Below are 20,706 nucleotides of genomic sequence, written 5' to 3'. Positions count from 1 at the left end.
CGGCGCGCAGGCATGGCAGATGCAAAAACCCCCGCAGGCCTTGCGCTGCGAGGGTCGAAGGGCGGTGCCGGAGATCGCCGGCACCCGGGTTTTGGCGGCGCCGGGGCGTGCCCGGTGCGCCGGCTCAGGCGTAGGCGTCCAGCAATCCACGCTGGCGTAACACCACCGACGGAATTCCGACGGGTGGGCTGTCGTCCAGGCTGAGGCCATTGCCATCGCTGCCGCCGCCATTGCGGTTGCCGGACTGGCCCTGCTGTTGCTGGCCGACATCGGCCTGGCCGAGCTGGAAGCCGTTCTGGCCAAGCATCTCGCGCAGGCGCGGCAGGCTCTGCTCCAGCGCCTGGCGCACGTCGGCGTTGGCGGAGCTGAAGCTGGCAGTGACCTTGTCGCCGTCCAGGTGCAGCCGCACCTCGACCGGGCCCATCTCGTTCGGGGTCACCTTGATATGGGCATGGCCGATCTTCTGGTCGGCCAGCCAGCTCATGCGTGCGCCGATGGCATCGTCGAAGCTGTCGCTGCCCATCTCCGGGGTCGGGGTGGGCGAGGCACTGAACACCGGCGCCGGATCCTGCAGGCGGCCGAGCGCGGCCGCGGTGGTGGTCGGCAGCACGAACGCCGGGGCGTCCGGCGCTGCCGGGGCAGGGCTGTCATCGGTGGACGGTTCCAGCGCCCTGGCGGCCATGCTCATCAGCGCGGCTGTCTGGGCCTCGCCGCTCAAGGCAGTGACGGACGTGGGCTTGGCGCCGGCGGCGGCAGCCGGTGCCAGCGCGCCCAACGCGGGCAGGGCGGTGCCGGCGGTTGCGGCCGCGCCGGCTGCGCTCGCGTCGGTCGGCAGCGCGGCTGCGCTCGGCGTGGTGCCGGCAGCAGCGCTCACGCCGGCCGCCAGTGCCGCCGCCGCGGCCGCCAGGACATCGCCACCGGGCAGCGCCTGCGTCAGCAGGCCCATGCCGAAGCCACCCAGGCCCGGCGGTGGCCAGCGAGTGTCGGCTGCACCGGCTGCATCGGCCGGCGCGTCGTCGCCGTTGGTGGCGGTCCTGCTGCCCTTGCCGGTCTTGGGGGTGCCGGCGGCGCTGCCGGCGTCGGCGGCAGCCGGTTCCCTGGCGGAACCGGACGTGGGGGCCTTGGCATCGCCGTCCTGCGCGCGCGGGCGTGCAGTGGCATCGCCGGGCGCATCGTCGCCGCGGTCGTCGTCGCTGCGCTGCCTGTCGGGCTGGTTGGGCTTGGGCGCGGCCTGCCTGGCCGGCACGCGCTCGGGCGCCTGCGGCGGGGCCTGGTTCGGCGTGTTGGCCGGATTGAGCATGCGCGCGAACGGGTCCTGGCCGGCATCCGGCTCGGACGCCGGATCGCTGTAGCTGGATTTCCTGCCGGTGCCGGCGAGGGCGCCGAGGCCGGCGGCAAAAGCGGACAGGGGGTTCATGCGGATTCTCCGTGGGCGTCTTCGCTGCGGGTCAGGCGCGAACGACGCGCGCCGAGATCGTCCATCTCACGCTGGTCGCGGCGCTCGATCACCTTGTTCTCCTGCGCGCGGTAGCTGGCGGCCAGTTGCTCCAGCACCTGCTTCTCGCGGCTGGCCAGCAGCAGCCGGGTGCGCTCGGCTTCCACCTTGTTGCGGTTGTTCTCCACGGTCTGCGCCTGCTGCAGCACCGCGCTGTCCAGGCGGTCCAGGAAGGCGCGGCGGTTGCTCAGCGCAGCGGCGCTGGTGCCGGCCATGTGGCTGTTGGCGTACTCCTCGGCGTAGCGGCGCAGCTCTTCCAGACGCGACTGGTGGGTGTCCAGGGCGCGCTGGCGCTCGGCCAGGTCGCGCGCCACCTTGTCTTCCTGTTCCTGGGCGCGGCGCAGCAGCGGATCGATCCGTTTGGATTGCATCATGGATTAGTTCTCGGGTTCGACCAGGCGCTGCAACGCGGACAGGCTGTCGGGCAGGTCGGCGGCCCGGTGGACGTCCTGGCCGAGGAATTCGACGATCTCCGGCCAGCGCGCCAATGCTTCGTCGGTGGCCGGATCGCTGCCGCGCTGGTAGGCGCCGATGGCGATCAGGTCGCGGTTGGCGGTATAGGCCGACAGCAGCCGCTTGAGCTTGCGGATACGCAGGCGCCAGGTGTCGTCGGCGATGTCCTGCACCACGCGGCTGACCGAGGATTCGACGTCGATGGCCGGGTACAGGCCGCTGTCGGCAACCCGACGCGAGAGCAGGATGTGGCCGTCGAGGATGGCGCGCGCGGCGTCTGCGATCGGGTCCTGCGGGTCGTCGCCTTCGGTCAGCACGGTATAGAAGGCGGTGATCGAGCCGCGCCCCTTGGCGCCGTTGCCGGCGCGTTCGACCAGCGCCGGCAATTTGGCGAACACCGACGGCGGGTAGCCGCGGGTGGTCGGCGGCTCGCCGACCGACAGGCCGATCTCGCGCTGGGCCTGGGCGAAACGGGTCAGCGAATCCATCAGCAGCAGCACGTTCAGGCCCTGGTCGCGGAACCATTCGGCGATGGCGGTGGCGCGGTAGGCGCCGTGCAGGCGCGCCAACGGCGGGCGGTCGGCCGGGGCGGCCACCACCACGGCGCGGCGCAGGCCTTCCTCGCCCAGCGTGGTTTCGACGAAGTCGCGCACTTCGCGGCCACGTTCGCCGATCAGCCCGACCACGATCACGTCGGCCGAGGTGAAGCGGGTCATCATGCCGAGCAGTGTCGACTTACCGACACCGGAGCCGGCGAACAGGCCCACGCGCTGGCCGCGGCCGATCGGCAGCAGCGCGTTGATCGCGCGCACGCCCACATCCAGCGAGGTGGTGATCGGCTCGCGCGCCAGCGGGTTGATCGACACGCCGGCCATGCTGACGCTGCCTTCGCCGCGGATCGGGCCCTTGCCGTCGAGCGGGGTGCCGTCGCTGTCGATGACGCGGCCGAGCAGGCCTTCGCCCACTTCCACGCCGCCACGGCGCCGCGAGGGCACCACGCGGGCGTTCGGCAGCAGGCCGTGCAGCTCGGCGCTGGGCATCAGGTAGGTGCGTTCGCCGGCAAAGCCGACCACTTCGGCATCGACCCAGCCGCCGTCCACTTCGACCTTGCAGGTAGCGCCCATCGGCGCCTCGCAGCCGGTGGCTTCCAGGGTCAGGCCGACCGCGCGGCGCAGGATGCCTTCGCGGATCAGGGTGCGCCCGGCGCTCGGTTCCAGCCCGAGTCCGCCCAGGCGGGTGGCCAGGCGCAGGTTGCGCGCGTCCAGCCAGTCGGCCGGGGTGGCTCCCAGCAGGGCACTCACAGGCCCGCTCCGGATTTGCGCATGACTGTCTCCAGCGCGGCCCGCAGGCGCGCGTCCAGTGTTCCGTCCACGCGCACGCTTTCGGCGTGCACGCGCAGGTCGCCGCGGCTCAGGCTCAGGTCCGGGGCCACGCGGGTGGTGCTGCTGGGCGCCAGGTGCGGCAGCAGTGCGGTGATGTCGTCCGGATGCAGGCGCACTTCCACCTCGCGGCCGGCGCCGCCGACCGCGTCGACGGCCTCCTGGACCAGCTCGGCCAGCAGCTGCGGGTCGGCCTGGTAGGCGCGCCCGACCAGCGAGCCGGCGATGCGCACGGCCAGCTCGCCGAGCGCGCCGACCACCTCGTTCTCCAGCCGCGCCAGCGGTCGGGTGAAGTTGTCCAGGATGCCGTCGATCTGCGCGGTCAGCCGGCGCACCTCCGACTGGCCCTGGGCAAAGCCTTCGGCATGGCCGCGCGCAAAGCCTTCCTGCTGGGCGGCGTCTTCGATGGCCTGGATCTCTTCCAGGGTCGGTGGACGCAGCACCGGCTCGTACACCGCCGGTTCGTCGTACTCCGGCTCCGGCGGGGCGGGTTCCAGGTGCAGGTCGGGAGCCAGCCAGCGGGTGACGATGTCGGTCATACCATCGCCTCCGCCCCGGCGCCGCCCAGGCTGATCGCACCTTCGTCAGCCAGGCGGCGGACGATGGTGAGGATTTCCTTCTGCGCCGCTTCCACGTCGGCCAGGCGCACCGGGCCGCGCGCTTCCATGTCCTCGAGCAGGATCTCGGCGGCGCGCTGGGACATGTTGCGGGTGATCTTCTCGCGCACCTTGACGTCGGCGCCGCGCAGGGCCAGGCCCAGGCGTTCGCCGGAGACCTCGCGCAGCAGCGTCTGCAGGCCGCGGTCGTCCAGGTCCACCAGGTTGTCGAACACGAACATCAGGTCCTGGATCTTGCCGGCCAGGTCGGCGTCGATCTTGCCGATCTCGCCCAGCACGCCCTGGTCGGCGCCGGTGTCCAGGAAGTTGAGGATGTTGGCGGCCACCTTGATGCCGCCCACGTTGGACGACTTGAGGTTCTGGTTGCCGGAAAACTGGCGCTCCATGATGTCGTTGAGCTCGCTCAGCGCATTCGGGGGGATGCCGTCCAGGGTGGCGATGCGCAGCAGCACGTCGGCGCGGGTGCGCTCGGGCAGCAGCTTCAGGGCCTCGGCGGCCTGGTCGCTGTCCAGATGCGCCATGACGATGGCGATGATCTGCGGGTGCTCGTTGCGCACCAGGTCGGCCACCGCGCGCGGGTCCATCCACTTCAGGGTGTCCAGGCCGGTGGTGTTGCGGCCGAGCAGGATGCGGTCGATCAGGCCGCCGGCCTTGTCGGCGCCCAGCGCCTGGATCAGCACGTTGCGGATGTAGTCGTCGGCGCCCACGCCCAGCGAGGTCTTGCCGGCCAGTTCGCCGTTGAACTCGTCCATGACCTTCTCGACCTGGTCGCGCGAGATGCCGGTCATGGTGGCCATGGCGATGCCGATCTTCTGCACCTCCTTGGGGTCCATGTGCTTGAGCACTTCGGCGGCGTCGCTTTCCCCGAGCGACAGCAACAGCACGGCGGCGCGCTGTACGCCGGTCATCGGTGGTGTATCAGGCTTCACTGGCGACCCATCCCTTCACGACTTGTGCGACACGTTTTGAATCGGCTTTGACTGCTTCGCGTGCGAGGCGCATGCGTTCTTCGTAGGCATCCGGCAGCGCGATCGGGGTCTTGCGGTCCTGACCGAGCTGGGCGGTGTCTTCTTCCAGGCGCGGCACCAGGTCGTCATCGTCGACCATCCGCACGTCGGCGCTCTGTGGAGTGCCATCGTTGCCGCCCTTGTCCTGCTTGTCCTTGACCGCGGTCACGCCGGTGAGCTGGCGCAGGGTGGGGCGCACCACGCCGAACAGCAGCGCCAGCACCACCACCGCACCGACCAGCAGGCGCAGACCGTTCTGCACGCGCGGGTCTTCCCACCACTTCGGACCTTCCTCGCCGGTGACCGCCTCGCGTACGAACGGGGCGTTCATCACCGACACCGTGTCACCACGGGCCGCGTCGAAGCCCACGGCCTGCTTGACCAGGCCCTCGATGCGGGTGAGCTCGGCGGCCGTCAGCGGCTGCTCGACCATCTTGCCCTTGGCACCGGGACGCGGCACGTTGTCCAGCAGCACCGCCACCGACACCCGCTTGATGCGGCCGGCCGGCTGACGGGTGTGTTGCAAGGTCCGGTCCAATTCGTAATTGCGGGTGGCGCTCTTGGAACTTTCGGTCGGCGCAGCCGCTGCGGCGGCCTGGCCATTGGCAGCGGCCGGAGTGCCTGGTGCGCCGGCAGTGGCGTTTGCGGCTGGCGCAGGCGGCTGGCCGGGGCTGTTGCTGGTCGCGCCCGGCGGGCCCTGCGGGCCGGTGGCGCTGGTGCTGGTATCGCTGACCTGCTCGCTGCGCAGCTTGGCCGGCTCGCCGTTGTAGAGCTCGCGGGCTTCCTCGACCACAGAGAAGTCCATGTCCACGCTGACTTCCGGGTTGACCCGGCCCGGGCCGGTCATCGGCTCGAGCAGCTCGCGGATGCGCTGGTTGTAGGAGCTTTCCTGGCGGCGCACCTGTTCGAACTGGGCGGCGTGCTGGGCGGCGTCGCTGTTGGGATCGGCGATGGAGAGCATGCGCCCGCTCTGGTCGACCACGGTGACGCGCTCGGGGGTCATGTCCGGGATGCTGGAGGCGACCAGGTTGACGATGGCATCGACCTGGTTGCGTTCCAGGCCCTGGCCGCCGCGCAGCTCCAGCACCACCGAGGCGCTGGCCACGTCACGCTGGCGGGTGAAGGCGCTGGGCTTGGGAATGGCCAGATGCACACGCGCCTCGCGCACCGGACGCAGGGTGCCGATGGTGCGCGACAACTCGGTTTCCAGGGCGTGCTGGTAGCGGGCGTTTTCCACGAACTGGCTGACGCCGAAGCCGGGATCCTTTTCCATCAGCTCGAAGCCGCCGCCGGTCTCCTTGCCGGTCAGGCCGGAGCCGGCCAGCTTCAGGCGGGCGTCGTACAGACGGTCCTGCGGCACCGAGATGGCGCCGGTGCCCTGGTCGATCTTGAACGGGATCTGCGCGGTGCGCAGCAGGTCGGCCGCCTCGGCATTGCCCTTTTCGTCCAGGCCGGTGTACAGCGACTGGTAACCGGGTTTCTGCGACCAGAAGAACACCGCCAGACCGGCCGCCACCGCCACGGCGATCATCGCCATCATGGTCAGCTTGCGGGTGATCTGCAGGCTGCGGACACGGTCGAACCATTGCCCCGCCTTTTCGGCGTTCTGGTTCATGTTTTCTTTGGTGATCGCGAGTGCCATGTGTCGTCAACCCTTACAGCGGCATGTTCATGACGTCCTGGTAAGCCTGGACGAGACGGTTGCGGACTTCCACGGTGGCGCGGAAGGCCACCTGGGACTGCTGGGAGGCGACCATGACCCGTGCCAGATCGGCACTGGGGTCGCCCATTTCGAAGGCCTTGGCCAGGGCGCCGGACTTCTGCTGGGCCTCGTTGACGCCGCCGAGGGCGCCGCGCAAGGTCTCGCTGAAGCTCGGTGCCTGGGTGGCCGGCGTTCCCTGCGTGCCGGCCAGCCCCTGGATCTGATTGCCGCGCGCCGCATCGCCCACCGCACCCATCGGGCCTTGGCCCATCTGCGTCTGGTAGCTGCGGATCTGCGAGAGGATGGAGGTAACGGAGTCGCTCATGGGTGCGGTCAGCCAGGGAGGCATCCACACCAATGCAAGCGGCGTGCCGAAACTGCGTCGGGATTCCGGCGCGCGGGGCGAAGAGCCAGGGCAAAGCCTTCACGCGGGGCTGATTGGGCACGCAAGCGCGTTGCCGGCCGCCAAGCCGCCGAGGCGGTCTGATCGCCGCGCTGCCGCTGGCCGGCGCGTGATGCGACGTGCTGCCGGCTAGCCGCTTCCGGCTGGCGGCCGGAAGCGGCTGCTGCCAGCCCGGCTCAATCCGGCAACCACTGCGTCAACCAATGCGCAGCGTGGTCATGGTCCAGCATCCAGTCACGTCGCACGGCCGCACGCAGCGCATCGCCAGCGGCGGCAGCGGCGTCCAGATCGTTGATGTGCATGCGGATCGCCTCCACCCAATCCCGAAAGCGGTGGCGTACGCGGGTGACCGGTAACGAACCCTGGTACGGACGCACGTCGCTGCACACCACCGGGAAGCCACAGGCGCCGTACTCCAACAGGCGCAGGTTGCTCTTGCACTGGTTGAACAGGTTGTCCTCCAGCGGAGCCAGCGCCAGATCCAGGTTCAGTCCGGCCAGCTTTGCGGGATAGTCGTCGATAGGCACGCCGGGATGGAATTCGTGGACGTAAGGTTGCAGTCTTTCAGGGCACATGCCGAAGAACACCCATTCCACCTCTCCGGCCAGCGCCCTGACCACGTCTTCGATCATTTCCAGGTCCCCACGGTGGCCGATGCCACCGCCCCAGCCCACACGCGGACGTCGGCCCTGGCCACGCAGGCTTCGCAGATCCTGCCACCAAGGCAATGGCAGGCGGTTTTCCACCACCCGGGTATCGCGGTGCATGCCCTGCAATGCCTCGGCCAGCGCGTGTGTCGAGACCACGAAGCGGTCCACCATCCCCAACGATTTGCGCATGCTGCGCATGATCTCGTTGGGGATGGCATCGCGATGCAGGTTCTTGCGCGGCACGTTGGGCAGGTAGTCGTCCAGTTCCGCCACCTTGAAGCAACCGCTGAAGCGGGTGCCGCGCTGCTGCGGCACCAGGTTGTGCTCGAACATCTGGCGCTGCAGCACCAGCGTATCCGGCTGCAATCGCTGCATCTCCACCGGCGACAGGTAGCGCATCGACCAAATCGCGTCGGCCAGCCCATTGGCCTGCATGGTGCGCACGGGCTGGATGATGCGGTAGTTGCCGCAGCCATCCCGGTCAGCCGCCATCGCCAGCACGGTGGGCAATGGACGCCAGCTCAGCGGACGCCAGGTCAGGCGGTTGTCGTCTTCCACCTGAAAGGCGTCGCCGTGCAGGCTCAGATTACGGTTGTAGGCGGGGTCGTGTGCGATCCAGGGCAGCCATTTCCGGTACACGGCCTCTTGTTCGGCCTCGAAGCGGCGCGATTTGGCGAGCTGCGTGGCGGTATCCACATGCGTCTGACTCACGTTGCCCTCGTGCAGCAGCAATGCATGCGGGGTCCAGACCACCAGATAGCCGGCCTGCCGGATCTTCAGGCACAGGTCCACATCGTTGTAGGAAACCTTGAAGACATCCTCGTCCAGGCCGCCGACCTCTGCGTAGAGGCTGGCGCGCACCATGAGACAGGCGCCGGTGACAGCACTGTAGTCCTGATCGACCTGCAGCCGGTACATGTAGCCGGGCGCGTCCATCGCCTCGCCGTTGAAGGGGTGTTCGGCGGGGCCATGCCATCCCAGCAGCACGCCGGCGTGCTGAACGGTACCGTTGGGGTACAGCAGCTTTGCGCCCACCACGCCTACCTCTGGCCGTTGCGCGTGGTTGAGCAGCGCATGCAGCCAGTTCCCTTGCAGGATCGCGGTATCGTTATTCAACAGGACCAGATACTCGCCGCGCGCATGCTGTGCAGCCAGGTTGTTCATGGCAGCGTAGTTGAACGGTTGCGGGTAGCGCAGCACGCGTAGTTGCGGGCTGTCCATCGCCTCGATGCCGTCCAGCCACTGGCACGCGTCGGTGTCGGTGCTGCCGTTATCGACGATCAGCAACTCGTAGTTAGTGTAGGCGGTCTTTTCAAGCAGTGTTTCCACGCAGCGCTGCAGCATGCCGAGCTGGTTCTTGGTGGGGACGATGATCGATACCAACGGTGCCTGCGCATGTCCGTAATCGATGCGGTAGCAGCCGGGCAGGTGGCTGTCGACCTTGGCTTGCTCGTAACCGCGATGGTGCAAGTGACGTAGCAGTGCCTTCCGTTCGGCCGGATGCGACCAGACACGCGACGTGGGAATCACCAGCAGCGGCTCGTGTACGTGACCCAGGCCGTTGAGGCCGTCGGCGTCGATGAGACGCAACAGCAGATCCAATTCCGCCGCATCGGTGAATGCAGGGTCCAGGCCGCCTGCTGCGACAAAGGTGTCACGCCTGTAGAGCCAGTGGCGCACCATGCTGGCTGGCATGGACAAAAGCAGATCCAGGTTGGCGTCCGGCCGCAGCAGCGCCGAAAGTTCGCCGTCCTCGGCCCTGATCATCTCGTCGGCGTACACCGCGCGCAGGCTGCTGTCAGCCAGCAGATCCTGCGCTACGGCGAGCAGGCCCGAGGCGGTGAAGGTGGTGCCGGCCTTCACGGACAGCAGCCAATCGGCTGATCCGGTGGCGGCCAACGCGTTGATCGCCTCAAGCTGTGCCAGCGAGCCCTCGTGGCGGTGCAGGTGGATCGGGAACGGCGCCTTGTGCGGCGTGACTGCGTCCACCGGGCTGACGATCTGCACCTGCACCCGTGGGTATTGGCCTGCCTGTGAGATCAGGCTTTGAACGGTGACGTCGATCGCGGCGGCGTCTCCATGACGATCCACGACCACCACGCAGATCAGGGGGCCGCCGCCTGCCATCTGCAACCGCGCCGCGATCCGCCGGCGCTGGGCCTCGTCCGGCACCCGCTGGTCGAGCCAAGCGCGCAGGATCTCGCCGCTGCTGGGCGGAGTCGGCGGCAGGTTGCGAAGCATGCGATCCACGCGCACGCCGAGATCGAACGCAATGAAGGATTGCGCGCCTTCCAACGGCCTGACCCCGACCTCGTGATTGCGCGCGGAGCGCTGCCAGCCGAGCTCGCGAATGGCGGTGCGAAACGCGGTCAAGCCGGCGCGGCCGCTATCGGGGGCCAGCCGGGAGGCATTGCTCACCTGTCCGGCAGAGATGCGAAAGCACGACAGCGGGGTCTGCAGCATGGCCAGATGACCCTCGCGCAGCAGATTGACGTGCATGGTGAGGTCGCCCAGCCACTGGATGCGTCGGCCGTGCAGCGAAAACGGCGCCTGGGCATGCGGCCGCATCTGTGCAGTGCGGAACATCACCGTGCTGGGTTCGCCGATGAAGTTCAAGGTGCGCTCTGCCAGGAACGAGACCAGTTCCTGGCCATGCACGCAGACGTCGCCTTCGAACGGCATTGCGGTGGCGCCGGAGTCCGGCAGTGGGGCGCCGCGTTCGTCGATCAACTGCCGACGCGACGAGACCAGCGTCACCTCCGGGTGCCGGTCCAGCACATCGGCCATCGCGGTCAGGCAGCCGGGTAGCAGCACGTCGTCGTCGCAGAGGAATTTGAGGTAGGTGCCGCGAGCCTCCGCGATGCAGCGACCGAAATTTCCGACTTCCAACAGCGGCTGTGGGTTGCGCAGGTAGCGGATACGCGTCCCGTGCTCGGAGGCAAGGAAGGGGGCCACGACCTGGGCGACGGCTTCGTCCGGGCAGTCATCGCAGATCAACAACTCCAGATCGTGCAGGTCCTGCGTGAGTGCGCTGCGCAGCGCGGTCTCCAGGAAGGTGGGTTTGTAGGCGGGTACTGCTACCGTGACTCGCGGCACGGCGGGGAATGGAGTGGGCATCGGGGTCGTCAAGATTGGGGGCTCAGGCGGCGCACTTGCGGAGGAAGAGGGTGTCGGCGGCGATGAAGGCGCAATCGAAACCGCCGTCCTTCAGCAGGGCGTCGCCGGCGCGGCGGGGGCCGTCGCCGAACGCCCAAACATAATCGTCCAGCAGCAGCCAGCCGCCAGGACGCAGCCACGGCAGCCAGGCTGCGATATCTGCAACGACCTCGGCATGGGCATGGTTGCCGTCGATGTGCAGGATCGCAATGGCACCCTGCACAGGGACCGGCCGCAGCGGTCCGCTGTCCAGCCATCCGGACGCCGCGGCCCGGCAATAGACCGCGATGGCCGCCTGCGAGGGCAGGCGGATGCAGCCCATACCCGGGACCTGCGAAGCAGTTGCCAGGAAATCTTCGAAGATGTGCTCGAAATCCACTACCACGCCGGCCCCGTTCAGGATCTCGGCAGCGTCGCCCTGGTCGCGTGCCTGCGCAAAGCCCCAGGCGTCCACGCAGATGGTGGAGCCAATGGCATAGCGATGCCCCAGGCTGCCCAGCGCCAGCGCGGATCGCCCATACAGGCAGCCGATCTCGACGATGTCGCCACGGGGTGCAACCCTGGCCAGTGCGCACAACGCGCGGAGCTTCTCTTCATCGCATTGGCCGGGAGTGCGCACGAACTGGCGATGCAGCCCGGCCGCCTCGTGGACCGCCAGCGGGGCGGCCGGCGTCGGGGTGTCAGGAAGCTGCCAGGGCAGCAGATCGCCGGTCGCCGCATCGGCCCATTGCCGACTGCGGGCAAATGCAGCGCGCTCTGCCTGGTGCGGGCTGGGGGCGCACAGGCTCGGTGCCGTTGCCGTTCCCCAGGCCTGCGCCAGCACATGGTCTAGGTGGGCCCAAACACCCTGGTGCGCACTGAACAGGTGGGTGACTCCATGCGCGGCGACCATGTGCTGCAACGCTGTCACGAACGCCGGGTCGGTGATGTAGGGCAGGTACACGACTGCGTCCACGCCGAACAAGCCATCCTCTGTAGGCTCGGAACTGGCACCCAACACCCGCAGGTCGAGCGAGCGGGCGACGGCGACCCAGGCTGCCGAGGCATCCAGGTTGATAGGGAACACCAGCACGGTTGGCATGCGCTGATCAGGCGTGCGCGGTATCGGCAAGCTCATCGCACGCGACCGATGCAAAGCAGCCGCTCGCTGGTTTCCAACAACCGGTGACCGCTGGCCTTGAGGTAGGCGCGCAGCAACCACGGCTGGGTAAGTCCCCATCGGATCAAGGCATCCTCGTGGCGGCGCTTGTATTTGCCAACCGGAACGACGACGACCTCGTCGCAGACCTGGCGCATGTGCTCGGTGATCTGCGCAACGCTGAAGAAACGGATGTCGTAGAGCGGATCGTTGCGCTTCATCGTGTCGAAATATGCGACGAACCGGGGGTTGTGGCCGTTGTGCACGGTGGCGATCATGCGGCGGCCGGTGACACGCGCCTGTTCGTGGGCCAGGGCCTGGATCTGGTCGTCGGAAAACAGCACCCAGAAGCCGTTGTGGTAGGTGACGTCGACCGCGCGATCCGGCAGCGGCATCTTGAAGGCGCTCATTTGGGTGATTTGTGCGGCAAACTGCGGAAATGCCTGCCGTGCCCGTTTCACCGATTCCATGGAGAAATCCATGCCCGAGCAGTCCACACCCATCGCACGCAGCGATGCCATGTCGCGGAAACTGCCGGCGGCAAGTTCCAGAACGCTGCGCTCACCTTGCTCCAGTAGCGCGTTGATGTAGTAGGCGTGGCGACGGTCATTCTGGTAGCGGTCGAAGATCTCGACCCATTTGCTGTCCCATCCGTCGGCACTGGAGGACGGATTCAGATCGATCAGTGACATGCGATGGCGCTCAGGAAAGGGCGTGAATGGAAACGGGCGCCGAGATACGATCGGCGCAAAGCTCGACTTCGTGCGCATGCCGGGTAAACACGCGCGGCTGCGCTATCGACGGCATCGGCGGCAACGGCCGGCCCGTGAAGCAGGCCAGGTGGGCGGAGGGCATGTCGTATCCGGCCAGCACCGAAAAGCCGACGCCGGCAGAGAAGCGTGGGTTCACGTCCATCAGCAGGTAGCGGTCGTCGTGACGCAGGAACTCGATGTTGCTGCAGCCATTCAGATCCAGTACCGCGGCGACATGCAGGGCCAGCGCCTCCAGCTCCGGCATGGCAGCAACACGCACGGTGGTGCCGGCGCCGTTGGCGGTGCGCAGCAGCTCTTCGCGGCACAGGCACCGCCCGGCACCGCTGGCTTGCTCGCGCACTACATCGGCCACGAATACCGCGCCGGGGTAGTAGGGCTGAAGCAGGTAGTCGGCCGGGTCCAGGCGTCGACGCGCTGAGGCCAGATCCTCGGCGTCGTGCAGGACGCGGTGGCCCTGGCTGCTGCGCCCGCGGCGCGGTTTGGCCAGTAGCGGGAACGCGGGCAGATCGGCTGTTTGGTCGAGTGGAACCGAAGGAATCGTGGCCACCCGAACATCGTCGACGAAACGCGCGTGCAGTGCCAGTTTGTCACGTGCCAGCGCCACCGCATCGGCCTCGGCGGTGCAGACGATCACGCCGTGGCTGGCAAAGCGCAGCCTGTGCGTGACCAGGACATCCACCTCCGGATCGGTCAGTGGCATGACCAGGCCGATCTGCTCGCGCAGGCATACTGTCAATAGCGCATCGGCGTAGGCGTCGGCTGCCTGCCCAGGCGGCAGCGCGACGAAATGGTCGACCAGTGCCGACGCGGCCACCCAGTTGCCTGGATGGATGTCGCTGCCGACGATCCGCGCGCTGGTGCAGGTACGCAATGCGCCGAGCACACTGACGGCGGACATCGAACCGATCGAGGTAACCAGAATGCCGTCTTTCATTGATCAGTGCGCACCCGCAATGGTCGCCACAATCGTCTCGGCGACGCTGATAGGTAGGCCGGGATAGATCGGCAGGCAGATGACCTGCTCTGCGGCCCGGTAGGTGTTGGGCAACGCGGCAGGGGCGGCCGATGGCAACGCGCTATACATCGGGAAGCTGCTGATCGGCGGGTGGAAGTAGCGACGGGTATGGATGTTCTTGCACTTGAACAGGGCGTGCAGGGCATCGCGACTGATTGGATAATCTGGCCTGACCAGTATCGGGAAGTAGGCCGCGTTGTGGCGTTCGGCGGTGCCGGTGAGGCAGGCTATGCCGCCAACCTGCGCCAGGCGCTGCCGGTAGAAGTCGTCGATGCGGCCACGCTCGGCAAGCACCGAGTCGACGTGCTTGAGCTGGAGCAGGCCGAAGGCGGCATTGATCTCCGACATCTTCCCGTTGATCCCCGGCTCCACCACCGTCGTCTCGTCGACGATGCCAAAGTTCTTGAGACGGTCGATGCGCTGTTTGGTTTCCGCGTCCGGACTGACGATGGCGCCACCCTCGAAGGTATTGAAGACCTTGGTGGCATGAAAGCTGAGCACCGACAGGTCGCCGTGACGCAGGATGCTACCGCCGGCGTCGGCCACGCCGAAGGCATGTGCAGCGTCGTAGATCACCTTCAGCCCGTGGCGATCGGCGATGGCCTGGATCGCAGCCACGTCGCAGGGATGGCCATAGCAGTGCGTTGGCAGGATCGCCGTGGTGTGCCGGGTGATCGCCGCCTCGATGCAGGCCGGCTGCAAGTTCAGCGTGCCAGGGTCAATATCCACGAACACCGGCCGCAGCCGGTTCCAGAGCAGCGCGTGCGAGGTCGCCACGAAGCTATACGGCGTAGTGATGACTTCGCCGGCAAGGTCCAGCGCCTGCATCGCAGTCATCAATGCAAGGGTGCCATTGGCGAACAGCGAAATGTGCTCCAGCCCCAGGTATTCGCCCAGGCGACGTTCCAGTTCCTGATGGCAGGGGCCGTTGTTGGTCAGCACCTTGCGCTCCCAGATGCCTTCCAGGTACTGCATGAACTCCTGCAGCGGCGGAAGGTAGGGCTGGGTGACAAAGATCGGGTCGCAGTGGGCCTGCGGATCGCAGTCTGGTTGCACCGGTTGGACGGTCCCATTCCCAGCCGACGGATGCTGAGGCAGGCCAGCTGCAGTAGACGTGGCGATCGCCGCCTGCGGCAAGCCGGCGGTCGCAACCGACGCGGGCGCATTGGTTGGCATGGGACTATCGGTGGGCGCTCGGTACACGGCAGTCTCGGGCTGGACCGGCATGTGCCGGCGGCTTTACACCTTATGCAAGGAGCACGCCAGAACCACGGCAGAGTCGTGGTGCCGGCGCAACACCGCGCCGGTCCGGCGCTTGGCTCAGTTCGCCAGCTCGGTCTGCTCGCGATCGATGCCGTACTTGCGCAGCTTTTCCACCAGCGTGGTGCGGCGCAGGCCGAGCAGCTGCGCTGCATGCGCCACCACGCCCTGGGTGCGTTCCAGCGCCTCGTTGATCAGCGCCAGCTCGATGTTGGCCATGTGCCCACGCAGGTCGATGCCATCGTCGGGCAGGCTGGAGCCGGTCGCCGGTTCGGCATCGGCTGCCGCCGGCTGCAGGGTCACCACGTTGGCCGGCAGCGCGATGGCTTCGATGGGGGCGGCCACCAGCGCCGGTTCCGGCGCAAGCTCGACCGCAACCGCCGGGGCAAAGTCACCGCGGTAACGCGCCGGAAGGTCCTGCACGCGCACCAGTCCGCCCGGATGCAGCACCGCCAGGCGTTCCACCAGGTTGGTCAGCTCGCGCACGTTGCCCGGCCAGTCGTAGCTGCGCAGCGCCTGCAGGGCCTCGTCGGCAAAGCGCACTTCGCCGCGTCCTGTACGCGCCAGCTGCCCGGCGATGGTCTGCACCAGCATGGCCAGGTCGTCGACGCGTTCGCGCAGCGCCGGCATCTCGATCGGGAACACGTTGAGGCGGTAGAACAGGTCCTCGCGGAACTGTCCGTCGCTGATGCGGGTTTCCAGGTTGCGGTGGGTGGCGGCGATCACCCGCACGTTGCAACGGATGGTCTGGCCACCGCCGACGCGCTCGAAGCTGCGCTCCTGCAGCACGCGCAGCAGCTTGACCTGCATCGGCAGGCTCATGTCGCCGATCTCGTCCAGCAGCAGGGTGCCGCCTTCGGCCATTTCGAAGCGGCCCTTGCGGGTACTCAGTGCGCCGGTGAAGGCGCCCTTTTCATGGCCGAACAGCTCGCTTTCCAGCAGGTCCGGCGGGATCGCACCGCAGTTGATCGCCACGAACGGCCCGTCGCGCCGTGGCGACTGCTGGTGGATGGCGCGTGCCACGACCTCCTTGCCGGTGCCCGATTCGCCCAGCACCAGCACCGTGGTGTCGAAGGCGGCCACCTGGTCGATCAAACGGCGCAGGCGGGTCACGGCCTCGCTGTTGCCGGTCGGGCCGGTGTCCTGCTGCACGCCGGCCTGGTGTTCGGCGTCCAGGCGCTTGAGGCTGGCGCGGCGCAGCAGGGCTTCCAGCTGGGTATGCCGCAGCGGCGTGTCCAGCGTCCAGACATTGGCTTCGTGCAGGCCGTGGGCCTGTGCGAATGCGCTCGGGCTGCCTTCCATCAGCAGCACCGGTGGCGGCAGCTTGGCATCGGCCAGCCAGTCGAAGAACTTGTCGGCCTGCGCCGCGTCCTGCGCAGAGCCCACCATCACCGCCATCCACTCGTCATGGCGATGGCGGCCGGGATTGATGTCGCCGCCGTCGGTGACCCAGCGTGGATTGAAGTCCATGAATTCGAGCAGCGAGACAGTGCGCTCGGCGCGCACGGCATCGCTGTCGATCAGCAGAATGCGGGACTCACTCATTCCTGGCTCCTTCCGTCAGGCCCTCCAGGATTGGCATGACTTCCTGGATATAGGACAGCTTGCTGACAAAATTGTCAGCACCCGCGCGAAGAGCATGTTCACGATGCTCTGCATCGTCGAAATGGCTCGCGATGACAATATACGGCGGATCGTCCTGCGTCTTGATCAGACGCGTGGCCTGCAGCCCACCCATCTCCGGCATGGCCAGGTCCATCAGCACGACATTGGGGCGCAGCGACTCAGAGCGCTCGATCGCTTCCAGTCCATTGGCGGCACTGCCCACGATATCGAGCCACTCCACTTTGCGAAAATGACGCATCGCAGCGTTGATGAAGCCCTCGTGGTCGTCGACCAGCAGCACGGTGAGTTTGCTCATAGTAATCCTTATCCTGCCCGGGCAAGCGGCGGTTTGTTGGTGCGGCGGCGCTCGCGTGCCGGGGCGATGTCGAGTTGTTCGCGGTACTTGGCCACAGTGCGACGGGCAATGTTAACGCCCTGGCGCGACAACAGCCCGGCGATGGCTTCGTCGGCCAGCGGCCGGCCGGCCGGCTCGCTTTCGATCAGTCGGCGCACCATCGCCTTGACCGCCTGGCCGGAGACGCTGGCGCCTTCCAGGCGTACCGCAAAGAAGTGCTTGAGCTCGAAGGTGCCGCGCGGGGTCTGGATGTATTTGCCGGTGGTAATGCGCGAAATCGTCGATTCGTGCATGCCGATCTCATCGGCGATCTCTTTCAGCGTCAGCGGCGCCATCGCTTCCTCGCCGCGTACCAGGAACGTGGCCTGGCGTTCGACGATGGCGCGCGTGGCACGCAGCAGGGTCTCGTAGCGCATCGACAGGCCGCGGGTCAGCCAGCGCGCTTCCTGCAGCATGTCGCGCAGCGGCTGGGCGGCGTCGCCGGCCTCGGCCAGTGCACGCTCGTGCACGGGGTTGATGTTCACCCGATGCGTGGTGGCCGGGTTCAACGCCACCCGCCAGCTGCCGTCGGCATGCCAGGCGAGCACGTCCGGGATCACGCTGGCGTTGCTTTCCTGCAGCAGGTCATCGCCGGGGCGCGGTTGCAGCGACAGGATCAGCCGCACCGCTTCGCGTGCATCGTCCACTTCGGCATCGTGCGCGCGCGCCAGCAGCGGATAGTCGTGGCTGGCCAGCAGGTCCAGGTCGCCGGCAAGGATGCGCGCGGCCAGATGACGTGCCGGCACGCGGCCGGGCAGGGCGCTCAGCTGGGCCTGCAGGCACTCGCGCAGGTCGCAGGCGGCCAGGCCGGCCGGGTCGCCGTGCAGCAGGCGCTGACGGATCGCTTCCACTGCCTGCACGGTCATACCAAGACGGGTCGCGCCGAGCTGCTGCAGCGTCGCCAGGGCTTCGGTCAGGTAGCCGGCGTCGTCGGTCTGCTCCAGCCAGAACGCGGCGGCCCCCAATGCGGCCTCGTCCAGGTCCAGCGCCAGCTCGCGCAGGATGCGCACATGCGGGTCGGTGGAGTCGCCGGCTGCCACGCGCTGCATCCGATCGTCGTCGCCGTCGTTCCAGCTGCTGTTCTGCACGTCCCACATCGTGCTTTCCGGCAGTTCGTCGAAGGCCGCGACGTCGGAAGCGCCATCGTCGCTGCTCGCGGCGGTGTCGTTGTCGGCCAGCTCCTCCAGTTCCAGCAGCGGATTGGTTTCCAGCGCGCGACGGATTTCCAGTTCCAGCTGCATGCCGTCCAGTTGCAACAGACGGATCGACTGCAGCAACTGCGGGGTCAGGTGCAGTTGCTGGCCAAGCTGGGCGGAAATGGTCGTCTTCATCGAAGCGCTTCCGGAAGGCGCCGCACGTGGCAGCGATGGAACGCATCTTGCAGGACAAGGCGACGGGTTTCTAATCAGGGAATCGCGCGAGGCGATTCATGATTTTCCTGACAGGACGTGGGGAATCTCCTGACGTTCCATGCAGGCTTGAGCGTGCCTGCCGGAATCCCGTCACTGTTTCGATTGCTGGCGGCCGTTTGCGGCCACCGTCCAGCCGCCGGCCTCAGACCAGCTCGTTGTGGTGCTTGGCCGCCAGCAACACCAGATCGTTGGCACGCCGGCAGCCGAGCGATTCCATCATGCGCGCGCGATGGGTCTCCACGGTCTTGACGCTGATGCCGAGATCGGCGGCGATTTCCTTGTTGCTCTGGCCGCGGCCGATCTCGCGCAGGATCTCGCGCTGGCGCGGCGACAGGGCGGCAATACCGACCGGTTTTTCGCGGCCCAGCATCGGCGCGATCATCTTGGACGAAATCTGCGGGCTCAGGAACACCTGGCCGGCTGCCGCTGCACGCAATGCCAGCTCCAGCTCCAGCGGCGCGGCATCCTTGACCACGAAGCCGACCGCGCCGCGATCGAGTGCATCGCGCACGTGCACCGGGTCGTCATGCATCGACATCATCACCACATGGGTGCGCGGCGCGGCGCGCAGCACATCGGTCATGGCATCCAGGCCGCTGCGGCCGGGCAGGGACAGGTCCATCAACACCAGATCAGGCCGGTGCAGGGATGTCATGTCCAGGGCTTGCTGTGCATTGCTGGCCTCGCCCACGACATCGATGCCGGCGAAGGTTTGCAGCAGCCGGGACAAGCCGGCACGGACAAGGGTGTGATCGTCGACGATGATGACTCGCACGGCGCAGAAGAGACCTTTTTCAGTAAAGGGCACCTTAGCCGACCCGGCGCCCCGCGCCAACAGGTGGTATCAGCGCTGGCGGCGGGCGTCGGCGATCTGGCGGCGGTGCAGACGGAACAGATGACGTTCCAGCGCGTCCTGCAAGCCTGGCGAAAGCGGCGCAAACCGCAGCCATAGCCAATGATCGTGGCCCTCGCTTGCGCTTGCCAGGACCTCGGCAGGAAGCTGTACAAGTTCAGGAAGCCAGTCGGAAGGTTGCAGGCAAACGCTCCCCGGCGTCCCCGGCGGGTGGTCGCTTGCGCAGCTCAGGCGGATTCCACGCACCGACCAGTGCACGTTTGCCTGGATCAACCCGGTGTCGCCCTGCTGTACCAGGCGGCCGATCAGCGCCAGCATCAGGTCGAGCTTGGCGTCCATGCGTTGCACCAGCAGCGGCAGCTCGCCGCGGTCTTCGCCGGTGTCTTCGCTGCGCAGGTCTTCCACCTGGCCCAGGCTGCGCAGCAGGCTTTCCGCGGCGCTGTGCGGGCCGGCGTCGCCACCGGCGCGGAAGCCGGCCGGAAGACGCACTTCGCAGCTGAGCGTGTCGGCGAACAGCGCGGCATCGGCCGATGCCGCGAGCGTGCCGGGCGCGGACATCAGATCCGTCCGACCCGTGCGTAGGCGCGGCTGGCCGAGGAGGACGTGCGCTGCGCGCGGATCAGGTCCAGCAGCTTGCGTCGGCGCTCGAGCATCATCCGCATCAGATCCTGCTGCATGGCCTGCAGCGTCTGCAGCGCTTCGCGGTCCTGGCTCAGGTCCACGTGCTGCGCGTACTCGCGCAGATGCAGATCGTGGGCGTCCAGCATGAACGGCATCACCTCGAATTCCTCCTGCGCCATGGCCAGGCGGATATCGGCGATTTCGGCTTGAAGGCTTTGCGCGCTATGCATGGTGTAACTCACGAAACGGCAGCGAGGCCGCGTTGTTCGAGGGGGATGGAGTTCCACGCCGAATCGATTTCGCTGAGCAGGTCCAGCGCTTCGGTCAACGCAGTTTCGTCGTTGTGCAGGTTGGCGGCAGTCAGCCGCTGCATCACGTAGTCGTAGAGCGCCGACAGGTTACCAGCGATCTCGCCACCGGCTTCGTGATCGAGTGAGCCGTTCAAGTGACCGACGATCGCGCAGGCTTCGCCGATGGCCTTGCCCTTGCGCGCCTGGTCGCCCTGCGCCAGGCAGGCCTGGGCCAGACGGATGCGCTGGCAGGCGCCGGCAAACAGCAGCGACACCAGCTTGTGCGGGTCGGCTTCGGTCACGCTGGTGGACACGCCGACCTTGCGGTATTGCTCGGCATACTGACGATTGGAACCGTACATGGATGACTCCTCAATGGGCTGACCTTCGCGGATCCCGGAGCGCTGCGCTCGGGCGACGACGCTCCTGCCGGAAGGCAAGGCCGATATCACGATAGGCCCTTCTTGTATCGGCAAGACCATT

The 20,706-nt window shown here is 67.4% G+C and carries 19 protein-coding genes; all 19 read right to left on the bottom strand.

Going from position 1 to position 20,706, the window contains the following annotated elements; genetic code table 11:
• Positions 1-124: 124 nt before the first annotated feature.
• Complete coding sequence (locus C0541_RS11405) at positions 125-1,417, bottom strand: flagellar hook-length control protein FliK (protein WP_115048449.1); 1,293 nt, start codon at positions 1,415-1,417, stop codon at positions 125-127.
• Complete coding sequence (gene fliJ, locus C0541_RS11400) at positions 1,414-1,869, bottom strand: flagellar export protein FliJ (protein ID WP_115048447.1); 456 nt, start codon at positions 1,867-1,869, stop codon at positions 1,414-1,416. The genes C0541_RS11405 and fliJ overlap by 4 nt, the downstream gene beginning before the upstream one ends.
• Positions 1,870-1,872: 3 nt before the next feature.
• On the bottom strand, positions 1,873-3,249 hold the full coding sequence (gene fliI, locus C0541_RS11395) for a flagellar protein export ATPase FliI (protein WP_115048444.1): 1,377 nt from the start codon (positions 3,247-3,249) through the stop codon (positions 1,873-1,875).
• Positions 3,246-3,866 (bottom strand): FliH/SctL family protein, encoded by a 621-nt coding sequence (locus C0541_RS11390; RefSeq protein ID WP_115048443.1) that lies wholly within the window; start codon positions 3,864-3,866, stop codon positions 3,246-3,248. The genes fliI and C0541_RS11390 overlap by 4 nt, the downstream gene beginning before the upstream one ends.
• Complete coding sequence (gene fliG, locus C0541_RS11385) at positions 3,863-4,852, bottom strand: flagellar motor switch protein FliG (protein ID WP_016904678.1); 990 nt, start codon at positions 4,850-4,852, stop codon at positions 3,863-3,865. Before fliG ends, C0541_RS11390 begins: the two co-directional genes overlap by 4 nt.
• 10 nt (positions 4,853-4,862) lie before the next feature.
• Positions 4,863-6,593 (bottom strand): flagellar basal-body MS-ring/collar protein FliF, encoded by a 1,731-nt coding sequence (gene fliF / locus C0541_RS11380; RefSeq protein WP_115048440.1) that lies wholly within the window; start codon positions 6,591-6,593, stop codon positions 4,863-4,865.
• 13 nt (positions 6,594-6,606) lie between these two features.
• Positions 6,607-6,978: a flagellar hook-basal body complex protein FliE gene (gene fliE / locus C0541_RS11375; protein WP_161960017.1), complete on the bottom strand. Its 372-nt coding sequence runs from the start codon at positions 6,976-6,978 to the stop codon at positions 6,607-6,609.
• A 254-nt stretch (positions 6,979-7,232) separates the two neighbouring features.
• On the bottom strand, positions 7,233-10,823 hold the full coding sequence (locus C0541_RS11370; RefSeq protein ID WP_193725917.1) for a glycosyltransferase: 3,591 nt from the start codon (positions 10,821-10,823) through the stop codon (positions 7,233-7,235).
• 22 nt (positions 10,824-10,845) lie between these two features.
• Positions 10,846-12,063 (bottom strand): class I SAM-dependent methyltransferase, encoded by a 1,218-nt coding sequence (locus C0541_RS11365; RefSeq protein WP_238601311.1) that lies wholly within the window; start codon positions 12,061-12,063, stop codon positions 10,846-10,848.
• On the bottom strand, positions 11,976-12,770 hold the full coding sequence (locus tag C0541_RS11360) for a class I SAM-dependent methyltransferase (protein WP_238601310.1): 795 nt from the start codon (positions 12,768-12,770) through the stop codon (positions 11,976-11,978). The genes C0541_RS11365 and C0541_RS11360 overlap by 88 nt, the downstream gene beginning before the upstream one ends.
• Positions 12,703-13,707: an ATP-grasp domain-containing protein gene (locus C0541_RS11355; RefSeq protein ID WP_115048431.1), complete on the bottom strand. Its 1,005-nt coding sequence runs from the start codon at positions 13,705-13,707 to the stop codon at positions 12,703-12,705. The genes C0541_RS11360 and C0541_RS11355 overlap by 68 nt, the downstream gene beginning before the upstream one ends.
• 3 nt (positions 13,708-13,710) lie before the next feature.
• Positions 13,711-14,763 carry a DegT/DnrJ/EryC1/StrS family aminotransferase gene (locus tag C0541_RS11350; RefSeq protein WP_193725941.1) on the bottom strand — a complete coding sequence of 351 codons (1,053 nt, stop codon included), beginning with the start codon at positions 14,761-14,763 and terminating at the stop codon, positions 13,711-13,713.
• A gap of 345 nt (positions 14,764-15,108) precedes the next feature.
• The gene (locus C0541_RS11345; protein WP_115048426.1) at positions 15,109-16,593 is read right to left on the bottom strand and encodes a sigma-54 dependent transcriptional regulator; all 1,485 of its coding nucleotides are present in this window, start codon (positions 16,591-16,593) and stop codon (positions 15,109-15,111) included.
• On the bottom strand, positions 16,586-16,969 hold the full coding sequence (locus C0541_RS11340) for a response regulator (RefSeq protein WP_016904817.1): 384 nt from the start codon (positions 16,967-16,969) through the stop codon (positions 16,586-16,588). Before C0541_RS11340 ends, C0541_RS11345 begins: the two co-directional genes overlap by 8 nt.
• Positions 16,970-16,977: 8 nt before the next feature.
• Positions 16,978-18,378 (bottom strand): RNA polymerase factor sigma-54, encoded by a 1,401-nt coding sequence (rpoN, locus tag C0541_RS11335; RefSeq protein ID WP_115048424.1) that lies wholly within the window; start codon positions 18,376-18,378, stop codon positions 16,978-16,980.
• A 223-nt stretch (positions 18,379-18,601) separates the two neighbouring features.
• Complete coding sequence (locus C0541_RS11330) at positions 18,602-19,234, bottom strand: response regulator transcription factor (RefSeq protein ID WP_003482986.1); 633 nt, start codon at positions 19,232-19,234, stop codon at positions 18,602-18,604.
• A 69-nt stretch (positions 19,235-19,303) separates the two neighbouring features.
• Complete coding sequence (locus tag C0541_RS11325; protein WP_115048422.1) at positions 19,304-19,870, bottom strand: PilZ domain-containing protein; 567 nt, start codon at positions 19,868-19,870, stop codon at positions 19,304-19,306.
• Positions 19,870-20,163 carry a hypothetical protein gene (locus tag C0541_RS11320; protein WP_115050258.1) on the bottom strand — a complete coding sequence of 98 codons (294 nt, stop codon included), beginning with the start codon at positions 20,161-20,163 and terminating at the stop codon, positions 19,870-19,872. Before C0541_RS11320 ends, C0541_RS11325 begins: the two co-directional genes overlap by 1 nt.
• An 8-nt stretch (positions 20,164-20,171) precedes the next feature.
• Complete coding sequence (gene fliS, locus C0541_RS11315; RefSeq protein ID WP_115048420.1) at positions 20,172-20,585, bottom strand: flagellar export chaperone FliS; 414 nt, start codon at positions 20,583-20,585, stop codon at positions 20,172-20,174.
• Between the last annotated feature and the right edge of the window lie 121 nt (positions 20,586-20,706).

The sequence above is a fragment of the Xanthomonas arboricola genome (genome assembly GCF_003353015.1).
Classification (GTDB): Bacteria; Pseudomonadota; Gammaproteobacteria; order Xanthomonadales; family Xanthomonadaceae; genus Xanthomonas; species Xanthomonas arboricola_E.
The sequence above is the reverse complement of the archived record's forward strand: the minus strand, read 5'-3'. Positions and strand labels throughout refer to the sequence as shown.